Here is a 13,460-nt window from a genome sequence, read left to right on the forward strand (position 1 = left end):
TATATACCCAAAACTACTGAATAAATGGTTAAAAATTACTTGATTATTAGTTTATTGTGCTCCTTTTTAGGATTTTCACAATTTAACCCATCTGCTCCTTGGATGAGTGAATTAAACACTACAAATAAAGGTGAAGTTACGATAAACGAAATGGTAGCGGCTTTTAATGCCTATTGGTCTACTAGAGACAAAAATGTAAAAGGATCTGGTTACAAACCATTTATGCGTTGGGAATATCATTGGAAAAACTATACTACAGAACAAGGATATATAATGTCATCAGAAGCATTCTGGGACGCTTGGCGTCAAAAAAATCAATCAAAAACAAATAGAAACACAACAATGTCATTGCCAGTTAGTAATTGGGAGCCGGTAGGGCCTTTTACTCACACAAATACTGGTTCTTGGTCATCAGGGCAAGGGCGTGTAAATATTGTACATGTTGATCCTTCAAATGCTAATACAATTTATTTAGGTGCACCTGCTGGTGGAATTTGGAAATCAACAAATAACGGTTCAACTTGGGCTCCATTAACTGATGAATTGCCTCAAATTGGTGTTTCTGGTATTGCGGTTGATTATGCAGATTCTAATGTAATTTATATTACTACAGGAGATAAAGATGCAGGAGATTCGTATTCTGTTGGGGTTTATAAATCTACAGATGGTGGATTGACTTGGAATCCTACCGGATCAATTGGAGTTTCAAATCCTTCTAGAGCTGGAGATATTTTGATTCACCCTACAAACAGTTTAATGTTGTGGTGTGCTACAAGCTCTGGAATTTTCAGAACTACAAATGGAGGAACATCTTGGTCAAGAGTTAGAACTGGAGATTTTTCTCAGGGAAATATTAGGTTAAAACCAGGAGATCCCACAACCGTTTATGCTGTTTCAGATACAAGTTTTTTTAGGTCAACAAATTCGGGAACAACATTTACTCAAGTTTCAACAGGATTACCAGCCTCTTCAGGTAGATTAGTAATGGATGTTACACCTGCTAATTCTGATTATATATATATATTGAGTTCTAAAATAGGCTCAGAAAGTTACAATTTTCAAGGAATTTATAGGTCAACTGATGGAGGTACAATTTTTACAGCAAGAAATACAACAACGAATATTTTTGAAAACTCAGGTTCTCCTTCTCAAGCTTGGTATGATTTAGCATTATCGGTATCTTCCACAAATGCAGAAGAAATTTATACGGGATGTTTAAATGTGTGGAAATCTACTAATGGCGGAACAAACGTAACTAGAATAAATAGCTGGAGCAATCCTTCAGGAATTTCATATACACATGCAGATATCCATTATTTAGGTTTTCATGGGACTAAATTGTTTGCGGGAACAGATGGTGGTATATATGTTTCTGAAAATAACGGAATTAATTTTACAGACTTAACAGCAGGTGCTCAAATTAGTCAGTTTTACAAAATAGCGGTTTCTAAACAATCAGCTGCTAATATGGTGGGTGGGTTACAAGATAATGGAGGTCATGCATATAGTGGCGGACTTTGGAAAAATTATTACGGTGCCGATGGTATGGATACAGCAGTAGACCCTACAAATCCAAATTTATATTATGGATTTATTCAATTTGGAAACAGTATGTATATTAGCGATTCTGCAGGAAATGGATTAAGTTCATCTGTATCTTCACCAGGCGGAATCAACGGAAATTGGGTTACTCCATTAACTTCTAATTCAATAGGAGAAATATTTTCTGGATTTGATAATTTATATAAATTAACTGGTGGTGCTTGGGTACAACAAAACACAGATGCTTTAGGAGGTGGAAATATAGACTTAATTACCATTGACCCATCTAACAACAATATTATATATGTTGCAAACGGAACAGTTTTATATAAAAGTGTAAATGGTGGTGTGAATTTTTCTGTGATTAATTTTACAACCAACAATATCGAATCAATAGCAGTACATTCATCAGATAGTAATATTATTTATTTAACTACTGATGGATCAACAGGAGAAGTGTTACAATCTAATGATGGAGGAACTTCATTTATAGATATTTCAAACGGAGTTCCAAATATTGGTAAAAATATCATTATTCATCAAGGAAGAAATACCGATAATCCTTTATATCTTGGAACAAGCTTAGGGGTTTATTATAGAGATGATTCTATGACTTCATGGGCTCCATTTGATATGAATTTGCCAAACGTGTCGGTAACAGATTTAGAGATTAATTTAGAGGATGCAAAATTAATTGCTGCCACTTATGGAAGAGGAATTTGGCAAACAGATATTCCGGTTCAATTAGCAACGGACGATATTAAATTTTTAAGCATTAAGAATCCAACAGCAGATATCAATTGTGGAAGCACTGTAACTCCTAAAGTTGAGGTTAAAAATAATGGTTTAAATACTATTTCAGAAATCACGATTAATTATACTATTGATAGTACGCCTGCAACTTTTGTTTGGAATGGATCTTTGGCTTCTTCTGCCGTTACAGAAATTAATTTACCTTCAGCTGTTTTATCTAGAGGGGCACACATTTTAAATGTAACTACTTTAATTTTAAATGACACTTATTCGGATAATAATCAAGGCACAACCTCTTTTTACATTAACGATGCAGGAACTGTTGGTGTTGTAAATCCTTTTACAAATGCTTCAGATGAACTTATTGTTTATAATGAAGGAACCAATGGGGCACAATGGCAAAGAGGAACTAGAACAGGAGGCCTAACATCATCAGGAAATACAGTTTATGCAACTAATTTAACAGGAAATTATCCAGACAATATAAAGACATACTTAGTGTCTCAATGTTATAATCTATCTAATGTAATTAATCCTCAGATTAGTTTTGCAATGAAATATGATGTAGAAAATAACTGGGATATTGTTTATGTAGAATATTCAACAAATTTTGGTACTTCTTGGTCTATATTAGGAGAAATGGGGCCAAATTGGTACAATAGCGACAGAACACCTGCAACTTCAGGAACAGACTGTAATAATTGTCCTGGCGCTCAATGGACTGGGGTTAATACAACATTAACAACCTATACTTACCCATTAACTGCTTTAAATTCAGAAGTTAATGTAATTTTTAGAATTGTTTTTCATTCTGATCAATCGGTAAATAGTTTAGGAGTTAATATAGATGACTTTTTAATAGACGGAACGTTATCTGGGCAAAATTTCGAACTACAAAAAATAGTATTATATCCAAACCCATCTAACGGAATTTTTAATTTAGTAACAGGAGAAAATACTATTTCTGAAATTGAAGTTTACGATTTATCTGGAAAGTTAGTATGGACTAAGAAAGGTTTTGAAGTTTCAAATTCAGAAATACAATTAAATTTATCTGCTGTATCAAATGGAGTTTATTTTGTAAAAATTACAGCAGATACTCAATCAATAGTAAAAAGAATCATTAAAGAATAACTATGAATAAATCAATCATTAAAGGAAGCTTTGGTTTCCTTCTCTTATCAGTAGCGTTATATTCTTGTAAATCAACTCAAGAGGTAACTAAGCAAAAGGAAACAGTAGGTATTAACGTTAGTTACATGGATAAATCGGTAAATCCTGCCGATGATTTTAATCGATATGTTAATGGAAGTTGGTTAGATAAAACAGAAATTCCATCCGATAGAACGCGTTGGGGAAGTTTTGATGAACTTCGAAAAAACACAGATGACGATGTAATGGCTATTCTTAAAGAAGCCATTAACGACAAAACCATCGATCCAAATTCTGATCAAGCAAAAGCAATTAGTTTATACAAAACGGTTTTAGATACCGTTAGTAGAAATAAAGCAGGAATTGATCCTTTAAAACCTTACTTAGCTAAAATTAATAATGTTCAAAATGCCGATCAGTTAATTGCTTTATTATCTGAAATGGAGCCAGAAATGGGTCTAGGTTTTTTTGGTAGTTATATAGGAGCAGATGCTAAAAATAGTAATAGAAACGTAATTTATGTAGGAACAGGAAGTTTAGGGTTACCTGACAGAGATTACTATGTTTCAGATGCGCCAGACAACAAAGAAAAGCGCGAAAAATACGTGGCTCATATTACAAGAATGTTGCAATACATTGGAGAATCTGAAGCAACAGCAAATGCAAATGCAAAAAATATTTTGGCTTTAGAAACTAAAATGTCAACCGCTACTTTTGATAGAGTAGAGCGTAGAGACAGAAGAAAAACCTATAATCCTATGAGTTTTTCCGATTTACAAAAATTAGCGCCAAGTGTAAAATGGGAAATGTATTTCCAAAACGTTGGAATAGGAAAAGTAGATTCTTTAGTGGTTTCGCAACCAAAATATATACAAGCGGTTGAAACTATTTTAAATGAAAATCAAGTAGAAGATTGGAAAGCGTATATGCGTTGGACTGCTTTAAGAGGAACTTCGGGCTTATTATCTACTGAAATTGAAAATGCGAACTGGGAATTTTATGGAAAAACCTTAACAGGTGCCGTAAAACAACGTCCTGCAGAAGAAAGAGCTTTGGCAACAGTTAACGGAAGATTAGGAGAAGCATTAGGAAAATTATACGTAGCTAAAAAGTTTCCACCAGAAGCAAAAGCAAAAGCACAAGCTATGATTGCAAATGTTATGCAAGCTTTTGATAACAGAATCGGCAATTTACCTTGGATGACAAAAGCAACTAAGGAAAATGCGAAAATCAAATTGAATAAATTTAGAGTTAAAATTGGATATCCTGATAAATGGAAAGATTATTCTGCTTTAATTGTGAAATCTCCAGAACAAGGCGGAACGTATTTTGAAAATTCAAGATTGTATGCAAAATGGAGTCATATTAAAAACATTGAAAAATTAGGAAAACCAGTAGACAAAGAAGAATGGGGTATGTCGCCTCAAACAGTAAATGCGTATTTTAGTCCAACTAACAACGAAATTGTTTTTCCAGCTGCAATTCTTCAACCACCATTTTATGATTACAAAGCAGACGAAGCAGTAAATTATGGAGGAATTGGAGCCGTAATTGGGCATGAAATTTCTCACGGATTTGACGATTCAGGTTCAAGATATAATGCAGAAGGAAATTTAATAAACTGGTGGAGTGATGAAGATTTAAGTCAATTTACTACATTAGGAAGTGCTTTGGCTGACCAATATTCAGCTCTAGAACCATTACCTGGAATTTTTGTAGATGGTAAATTTACTTTAGGAGAAAATATCGGAGATTTAGGTGGAGTTAACGCTGCGTTTGATGGTTTACAAATCTATTTGAAAGCAAACGGAAATCCAGGATTAATCGACGGATTTACGCCAGAGCAACGTTTCTTTATTTCTTGGGCAACCATTTGGAGAAGTAAAATGCGTGACGAAGCTATCAAAAACCAAGTAAAAACAGATCCGCATTCACCAGGAATGTATCGTGCTTATGTGCCATTGCAAAATGTAGAAGCTTTCTATAAAGCGTTCAATATTTTACCACATAACAGTATGTATTTACCTTTTGAAAAACGTGTAAAAATTTGGTAATATTATTTAACCACATAGAATTAAATCTCATCTTTTAGGTGGGATTTTTTTGTTTGATAAAATAGTAAAGATAATCGCCACGGATTAAAAGATTAGAAGGATTACAATCTGTGAAAATCCTTTAATTTGTGGCTATTTGTTTTTTTTAGACTACTTAAAAGCAAGTTCTGTCAAGCTGAATTTATTTCAGCTTCTCGATATAGAGATTTTGAAACGAGTTCAAAATGACAATAGAGTTTCTTTTAAGTAGTTTTTTTGTTTACTGAAATACTAATAAATGTTCTCGCAACGGATTATTAAAATGATTTCAATCCGCGAAAATCCTTTAATCTGTGGCTAAATTTATTTCTTCTTAATCGCTCTGTTCACAATATAAAGTCCAATAATCGTTATCGTTCCTCCAATAATAATAGCAGTAGTTAAAGGTTCATTAAATAATAAATAACCAAAGAATAGTGCTACCATTGGATTGATGTAGGCATACAAACTGCTAATTTCGGTAGGTAAATTTTCCAAAGCATAAATAAAGGCAATAAACGTAAAAACGGAGCCAAAAACGACCAAATAACCAATTGACCACCAAGAAATCGCTGGAATTTCACTCAACGGAACCGAAGTCCCATTAAATCCAATCACACTCGAAATTACAACACACGAAATCAACATTTGTAATCCCAAGCTAAAATACGGATTGAAATTCGTCTTATTTTCTCTAATATAAATTGAAGATAATGCCCAAGTAAACGTAGCAATTACCGAAAGTAAAATGCCAAATCTAAATTCTGGTCGTAAGAAATCGTTCAGGTAATCGAAGAAAATCACACAAATACCACCAAATGCAACAATTAAACCCACAACTGCTTTCCAAGATGTTTTTTGTCCTCGAAACAAACTAATAATTACAATCCAAAGTGGGAAAATAGAACCAATTATTGCACCCAAACCACTCGAAATATATTTCACGCCCCAAGTACTCAAGCCGTTACTCAGCATGAAATTCAACACACTCAAAACGAGAATATTTCTCCATTGACGTTTATTTGGCCATGGATGTTTTTTGATTAAGAAATACAGCAAATATAACATTCCGCCAAAGAGTTGACGCAGCGCTACCAATTGCATCGGTGGCATGTGTTTAACACCTTCTTTCGAAGCAATCCAAGTAGTTCCCCAGAAAAAACTTATCCAAATTAATGCTAAAATGGGCAACCCAATCGCATTTTTCTTTTGCTTGATGTAATTGTGAAATACGCTAAAATACGCCATTACTAAATTTCTTTTTGAAACGAATAACCCAAAATCGTTTCCACTTTTTTACTGGAAATAATTTTACCTTTCGATTCTGAATTTTCCGCAAAGGTAGGCAATGGCAAATTCAAAATTTCAGCTTTTTTGTGATAATATGCTTTTCGTGTTGGATGCTGAGGTGAAACAGCGTTGAAGGTTTGATTCCATTCCCAATTGTCATCTCGAGCGAAGTCGAGAGCCTTTTCTATAATCCCAATACAATCTTCTCTCTGAATCATATTCACTGGCGCCTCTGGATTTTCTATATTGGTTCTTCCTGCTAAAAATTTTACAGGATGACGATCATCACCAAGCAAACCACCAAAACGAATTACAGTAGTTTTAAAATGTGCGTTTGATTGCAAAAGAGTTTCGGAAATAACTAATTGTTTCCCACTTTCGGTATCTGGATTTGGTGTAGTTTCCTCTGTCACTTCGAGCGCAGTCGAGAAGTTTTTTGAATCACCATAAACAGAAGTCGAACTCACAAAAACAACTTTCTGAACACCTGATTTTTCAATAATCGGAATCAACGTTTTTACTTTATTTACGAATGTCATTTCGTTAGATGTAGAAGTTTCTCTTCTTAATCCAGGTGGAATATCAATCACTAAAACATGCGTTTCCTTCAGAAATTCTTCTATATTTCCAATGATTTGATGTTCTTCCAATTGAATTTGAAAAGGCGAAATTCCAGCATTTTTCAACACGTCTAATTTACTTTCCGAAGTCGTAGAACCTTTTACTTCGTAACCTTTTGAAAGCAATGATTTGGCTAAAGGTAAACCGAGCCAACCGCAGCCGAGTATGGAGATTTTATTCATCTTCTAAATTTAAAAGTTGGATTTTTAATTTATCTATAATTTCAGCATCGTCTATATCTACAGTATTAAAATTTAAAATATTTTCAGATTCATAATAAATAAAATAAGGATCAATATCTTGTTCTTTAGCTAATAAAGTAACAGATTTAAAATATCCTTCTCTTGCATAAGAAAGTAATTTTAGATAGTCTGAAAACAATGCATTTTTTTTGAGTTTAATAGTAATCCTATATTTTTTGTTTTTTAAAATAAGGAAGCTAATTGTAGAAGCAATTTCTTGACAATTATAAACTCTATTGTTTACCAACAATTCATTTTCATTCGTTAGTTCTAAAATAATTTCATTTTCAAATAATCCGACTTTGCGACCTTCAAAAATACCTTCAGATTTATCTTGGTAGCGAGTTTTTGAAAGAATTAAATTTTCTGGATATGCAGAGTATGCAATTTTAAAATCAGTATAATTAGTAATAATTTCTTTTAATTTATATATATGTTTTAATGGAGTTTTTTCATCAATATTTAGCTGTACAAATGAATTAAAATTATGATAATAATAAGCATCGCTATTAACCTCAATCAATATTTTTTTAATTTCACTTAAATTTCTTTTTTCTCCAGAAAAATAAATTTCCCCTTTTTTGGAAACAAAAATTTCTAATTCTTTATTTCTAAAAGAAAGTGTTTCAGTAAAATGAATTTTTGGTAACTCAATATTTTCTTTAAAATATGGATTTTCGGCATTTTGCTTATTAAAATAACGTTCAAAATCTATTAATTTGATTTTGGTAAAACCAAATGATAAAACCGAAATTAATATAAATGAGCTTATTAAGTATTTGAAATAATTGCGAATGGTTAAACTTAATATTTGCCATGACTGAAGAAATAAAACAAGAATAATCAATATAAACAAATATGGATATTCTTCATAAAAATTAATATTTTCATAGAAGGCAGGAGCATAATTTAATTTTTGTCCAAAACCAACCATGTTTAAAAAACCATACATTGTTGCGAATCTCAAAAACCATGATAAAAAAAACCAACTCCAAATATTTTGGTTATGTGTTATTTTTTTTCGCTTAAATTGAATCTTTTTTTCTCTAAACTTTTTATTGGTATCTATTATTATTTTTAAAAAGTAACTTTGTCCAATAATTAAACTTAAAAAAGCAAAGAACATATTGTAAAAAAACAGTTCTTTTTCAGAAAAATCTAAATAATTAAAATTATCACTAAAAGTCAAGAGTCTAAGAAAATCTCTACCAATGATAAAAAATTGGTACAAAGAGAAACTAAGTAAAATGCTTACTATAAATCCACCCCAAAACCTAAATTTAGAAATAATTATTTCTTCTCTAAATGAAATCTTTTTTCTTTCTTCTTTCATCTATTCTCTTAACTATCTTTCTTCACCAACATATAAAAATCGTCTTCCAAAGCGCGATAGCCTTGGTCATACAAAAAGAAATAGGTGTTGCCGGTTTTGGTTTGTAACATGCTTGTAAAAAACTCAAAATCGAAATCTTTGCTTAATAATTTGGTTTTTGTAGTTTTTCTTTTGTCTTCTGGGTTGAGTTCACATAAAATGCGGTAATTTTTACGCAATTTATTGTTAATGTTGCGCATCAGATTGTTCTGATCTTTGTTCATTTTGTTGTTGTATGCATTGCGGCAGCCATCCGAACAAAACTTTTTGTCTTCGCGACCGATGATTTTATCGCCACATTCTAAACAGGTTTTACTCATGATTTTATTTTAATTCTTTAATATCATTTATTAATTCATCTGAATTTTGTTCGATATGAACCAAGATGTCTTCATATTTTTTCAAATCATCTTTCCGAATTGATACTTTTTGATTCCAACTTTTAGTGTTTAAAATTTTTATTTCATAACCCCAAATTGTAGTTTTTTCATCTGTCAATTCAATTCCTTGAATAATATTTCCTAGATATCTGGTCATGATAATATAATCTACATCAATTTTTTCACTTATTGGTTTACAATATTTTTTATCGTAAACACCTTGAAAGGTTATTCCCAAAAGGTTTTTGTTTGGAAATGGAATAATTTCAAATTGATTATTTTCACCTATTTCTTTCTCAATTATATTTCTGAAATCATTCAATCCATAACCATTTGAACATTGAAGTACCAAAATTTTAATTTTAGGTGATTTTTCTGAAATAGAATCTTTTGATACAATGTTTTGACAATATGAAAATATTGAATGGATTAAAATTATTATTGTGATGACTTTTTTCATGGTTTACTTCTTAAAATTAAACTTCATTTCTTTACCGCTATCTTCAAAAACAACGTAAAGATTAATTTCATTATCCGAAATTTTCTCAAACGTAAATTTGTCAAAATACACATGTGTTGGGGTGACTTTTACCAATCTAAAATTTTCGCTTACTTCGGCTTTTTCCCAGCCTTTTAATTCGCCATCAAAGTGTTTGAGTTGTAATAAAAGAGTTTTGTCTTTTTCAATAATGTGTCCCAATTCATAAAAAGCGACTTTTCCGTCTAAAACTAATTTAAAACTAAACATCATCGAATTTCCAATCGGTTCACTCCAAGTTTCTTGACAAATGCCACCTAAAGCTTCGCCTGTCCAATTCCCAACAATCCATTTTACATCTTGCAAATTAGCTTTTGGAGAACCTTTTTCATCGTTATAATTCATGGTGTTTTGTGCAAATGCGCTAAACGAACAAATAAAAAGTAAAAAATAAATACTTTTTTGGAAGATTGATTTTTTCATCTGTAAAGTCTTATAGTTAAAGCGAATATACAAAAATAATTTCCATTTACAAACGCTTACAAATATTTACAACCGATATTAAATAGCTAAATACCGAATAACGTTTTTTTCTCGCCACATCTTTGCAGTGTCGAAATGAATGAATGAGTTCAAGTTCAAAAACAAGAGCAAGTTCAATTTTCAAATTTTTAAACATTAGATTTTTTTAATTAATTCAATTTCTTAAATCTGTGTTCCAAAAAGAATCAATATTTAATAATTATAAACATTTAAATTTTACACGCCATGAAAAACAGAGTACAATTAATCGGACATGTAGGTCAAGAACCAGAAATCAAAAACTTAGAATCTGGAAGAGTAGCAAACTTTACCATCGCTACAAATGAAAATTACACAAACGCCAAAGGTGAAAAAGTAGAACAAACCGAATGGCATAGAGTTTCCGCTTGGGGAAAAACAGTAGACATTATCGAAAAATTGTTAACCAAAGGAAGTCATGTTGCCATAGAAGGAAAACTAACCCACAGAAGCTACGACGACAAAGACGGAAATAAACTTTACATCACAGAAGTAGTTGCCAATGAATTGGTTTTATTAAACAAGTAATCAATTTCAAACTCAATTACAATTTCAAAAGTCAATTTCAAATTTTGCGTCTCTGCGACTTTGCGAGACATTACAATTAACACAAACATTAAATTTTTACACGCCATGAAATGAGCATTTTCCTTAGGCTAAAACTTAGAGAAATGCGAATTACATAAAACAGTTAAAAACAAATATATAAGCCTTATGAAAAATTCAGTACAATTAATCGGACACGTTGGTCAAGAACCAGAAATCAAAAATCTTGAAGGAGGAAAAAAATTAGCAAACATCAGCATCGCTACAAACGAAGTGTATTACAGAGATAACGGTGACAAAGTAGAACAAACGCAATGGCACCGAGTAACCGCTTGGGGCAAAACGGCTGATATTATCGAGCGTTTTGTAACCAAAGGCAAAGAAATTGCTATCGAAGGCAAATTAACACACAGAAGTTACGACGACAAAGATGGAAACAAGCGCTATGTTACGGAAGTAATTGCAAACGAAGTTTTGCTTTTAGGTAAATAAAATTCTATTCAAAAGTATTAAAAGTGGTCAAATGGCCACTTTTTTTGTTTTTTATCAACACTAAAACGTTTTCGTAACAAAGTGTATTTTTTAATTTATTGATAATGAATTAATTTTAAATTATTAAATTAATAATCATGGGAATAAAAAATTATCAAATTATTATTTTTTTCATATTTATAATTCAATCTACTATAGTAAATGCTCAAGTTGGAATTAATACAACAGCTCCACTAAGTACTTTAGATATTAATGGAAATTTATCAGTAAAAACAGTTACTCTTGATGGCACAAACACAGGCGGAGGCGGATCTGCAGTACTAATAGATGATGGCGTTTATATATCTGTTAGACCTTTGGCCACAGATGACAAATTTCAATTACCAAACCCAACTTTATTTCCTGGAAGAGTTTATATCATTAGAAACATCCAAAATTCGGTTACTGCACAGTTGACAACTCCTATAGGTTTGTTGTTTCCAAAAAATTCTACAGTTGGAAGCTCAAATTTGTATATGTATGAAGGAAATTTAAGAACAGTTATAGTAATTAGTGATGGGGTAAACTGGACCTATATGAATTAGGAATTCATTAAATTTTGTAACGTTTCTACAAACAATCCCATATGATACCCATCAACCAAACCATGATGTGCCAAAACAGCTAAAGAAATTGATTTTTTTCCGTTTTCTGTAATTAATTTTCCAAACGAAATTTTTGGGCAACTATCGGGTAAAGTATAACTTCTTGAATGGGTTAAACCTGTAAAATTAACCCAAGGAATAGCAGAAAAATGAATAATATTTTCAGGAAATTCTCTTGTAAATAGTCCAGGTGTAATTTGAATTCTTTCGATTTCCGTTTGCACAATTTTAGCAAATTCGTGAATATCGGAATGAAATTTCATAAACGAAAAACCAAATGTTTTATCTTCTCTCATAATGGTAGATGAAGCGTCAATTTCGTCATAAAGCATCACATCATTTCCTTCAATTCGATACCTGAAATTTTCCACTTGATTTACGGCAGCAATCGTTTTGTGTAAATAGTAAACAAAAAACGGAATTTGCATTGCTTTTGCCTTTTCATAAGCAATAGTCATATCGATTGGTGTGGTAATCCCAAAAAATGGTTCTTCGAAATTTGAGAAAAATTCAAAGTGTTCTTTACGATTCCAGTTTAATATATCAATTTGTTGCTTCACTTATAAAACGTTTAAAACTTCCTTAATATCTGTAAGAGCTAAGAAATTTTTATGCTCAATTTCAAAATCTATTTTTTCATATTCCCAAGTGGTATGATACGGAACATGTATGCCATAACCACCAATGTTTAATATTGGTAAAACATCTGATTTTAATGAATTTCCAATCATTAAAAAATCGGCTGCTTTTATTTCTAATCGACTTAACATTTTGGTGTAATCCAATTCGGTTTTGTCGCTTAATACTTCTATGTGATGAAAATAATGACCAATTCCTGAATCGTGTAATTTACGATGTTGGTCTTTTAAATCACCTTTTGTAGCAACAACCAATTTATATTTTCCTTGAAGTGCTTTTAAAACCTCCTCAACATTTGGTAATAACTCAACAGGTTTTTGAAGTAAATCTTTCCCAATAGAAATAATTTGTTCAATTCCTTTACCAGAAATCGTATGGTTTGTTAATTGCAAAGCAGTTTCAATCATCGACAACGTAAAGGCTTTTATTCCGAAACCATACAATGGCAAATTTTTAACCTGATGATTTAATATTAAACCCAAAATTTCCTGACTCGAAGCATAATCTTGAAACAAGGCACAAAAACGCTCTTGTGCTTCATCAAAATAAGGTTCGTTGTGCCAAAGTGTGTCGTCTGCGTCGAAAGCAATTGTTTTTGGGGTCATAGTTGTTGTTTTTTTACCACAGATTCACAGATTTTTTCAAATTTTTTTAATCTGCGAATCTGTGGTTATTT

The 13,460-nt window shown here is 31.7% G+C and carries 13 protein-coding genes; 5 read left to right on the top strand and 8 right to left on the bottom strand.

The genetic code is table 11. The features are described from left to right. The first annotated feature begins 24 nt into the window (after positions 1-24). Together GFJ99_RS01370 and GFJ99_RS01375 are read left to right on the top strand one after the other, a co-directional pair. A complete protein-coding gene (locus GFJ99_RS01370) occupies positions 25-3,429 on the top strand; it encodes a T9SS type A sorting domain-containing protein (RefSeq protein WP_153207212.1) in 3,405 nt (1,134 codons plus the stop codon). A 2-nt stretch (positions 3,430-3,431) separates the two neighbouring features. Further along, positions 3,432-5,501 carry a M13 family metallopeptidase gene (locus tag GFJ99_RS01375; protein WP_153207213.1) on the top strand — a complete coding sequence of 690 codons (2,070 nt, stop codon included), beginning with the start codon at positions 3,432-3,434 and terminating at the stop codon, positions 5,499-5,501. Between the two features lie 342 nt (positions 5,502-5,843). On the opposite strand, the gene GFJ99_RS01380 is transcribed toward GFJ99_RS01375, so the two are convergent. From GFJ99_RS01380 to GFJ99_RS01405, 6 genes are read right to left on the bottom strand one after another with little or no spacing between them, the layout of a single operon-like run. Beyond that, entirely contained in the window at positions 5,844-6,767 is a 924-nt protein-coding gene (locus tag GFJ99_RS01380) for a DMT family transporter (protein ID WP_153207214.1), read from the bottom strand. Between the two features lie 2 nt (positions 6,768-6,769). After that, a complete protein-coding gene (locus tag GFJ99_RS01385; RefSeq protein WP_153207215.1) occupies positions 6,770-7,612 on the bottom strand; it encodes an SDR family oxidoreductase in 843 nt (280 codons plus the stop codon). Beyond that, complete coding sequence (locus tag GFJ99_RS01390) at positions 7,605-9,005, bottom strand: hypothetical protein (RefSeq protein ID WP_153207216.1); 1,401 nt, start codon at positions 9,003-9,005, stop codon at positions 7,605-7,607. Before GFJ99_RS01390 ends, GFJ99_RS01385 begins: the two co-directional genes overlap by 8 nt. Before the next feature lie 8 nt (positions 9,006-9,013). Beyond that, positions 9,014-9,364, bottom strand: a complete 351-nt coding sequence (locus tag GFJ99_RS01395) for a hypothetical protein (protein WP_153207217.1) — start codon at positions 9,362-9,364, stop codon at positions 9,014-9,016. A gap of 4 nt (positions 9,365-9,368) precedes the next feature. Next, on the bottom strand, positions 9,369-9,884 hold the full coding sequence (locus tag GFJ99_RS01400) for a hypothetical protein (protein WP_153207218.1): 516 nt from the start codon (positions 9,882-9,884) through the stop codon (positions 9,369-9,371). 3 nt (positions 9,885-9,887) lie between these two features. Further along, positions 9,888-10,385 carry a DUF6265 family protein gene (locus GFJ99_RS01405; RefSeq protein WP_153207219.1) on the bottom strand — a complete coding sequence of 166 codons (498 nt, stop codon included), beginning with the start codon at positions 10,383-10,385 and terminating at the stop codon, positions 9,888-9,890. 285 nt (positions 10,386-10,670) lie between these two features. On the opposite strand from GFJ99_RS01405, the gene GFJ99_RS01410 reads away from it, so the two are divergent. From GFJ99_RS01410 to GFJ99_RS01420, 3 genes are all read left to right on the top strand, one after another. Then, entirely contained in the window at positions 10,671-10,991 is a 321-nt protein-coding gene (locus GFJ99_RS01410) for a single-stranded DNA-binding protein (protein WP_153207220.1), read from the top strand. Between the two features lie 186 nt (positions 10,992-11,177). Beyond that, entirely contained in the window at positions 11,178-11,501 is a 324-nt protein-coding gene (locus GFJ99_RS01415) for a single-stranded DNA-binding protein (RefSeq protein WP_153207221.1), read from the top strand. A 137-nt stretch (positions 11,502-11,638) separates the two neighbouring features. Next, positions 11,639-12,085 carry a hypothetical protein gene (locus GFJ99_RS01420; RefSeq protein ID WP_153207222.1) on the top strand — a complete coding sequence of 149 codons (447 nt, stop codon included), beginning with the start codon at positions 11,639-11,641 and terminating at the stop codon, positions 12,083-12,085. On the opposite strand, the gene GFJ99_RS01425 is transcribed toward GFJ99_RS01420, so the two are convergent. Then, positions 12,082-12,705: a chloramphenicol acetyltransferase gene (locus tag GFJ99_RS01425; protein WP_162523895.1), complete on the bottom strand. Its 624-nt coding sequence runs from the start codon at positions 12,703-12,705 to the stop codon at positions 12,082-12,084. The genes GFJ99_RS01420 and GFJ99_RS01425 overlap by 4 nt on opposite strands. After that, positions 12,706-13,389: an HAD family hydrolase gene (locus GFJ99_RS01430; RefSeq protein WP_153207223.1), complete on the bottom strand. Its 684-nt coding sequence runs from the start codon at positions 13,387-13,389 to the stop codon at positions 12,706-12,708. It abuts the gene before it with no gap. Between the last annotated feature and the right edge of the window lie 71 nt (positions 13,390-13,460).

This window comes from Flavobacterium sp. LMO6, from assembly GCF_009495795.1.
In the GTDB taxonomy this organism is placed as follows: domain Bacteria; phylum Bacteroidota; class Bacteroidia; order Flavobacteriales; family Flavobacteriaceae; genus Flavobacterium.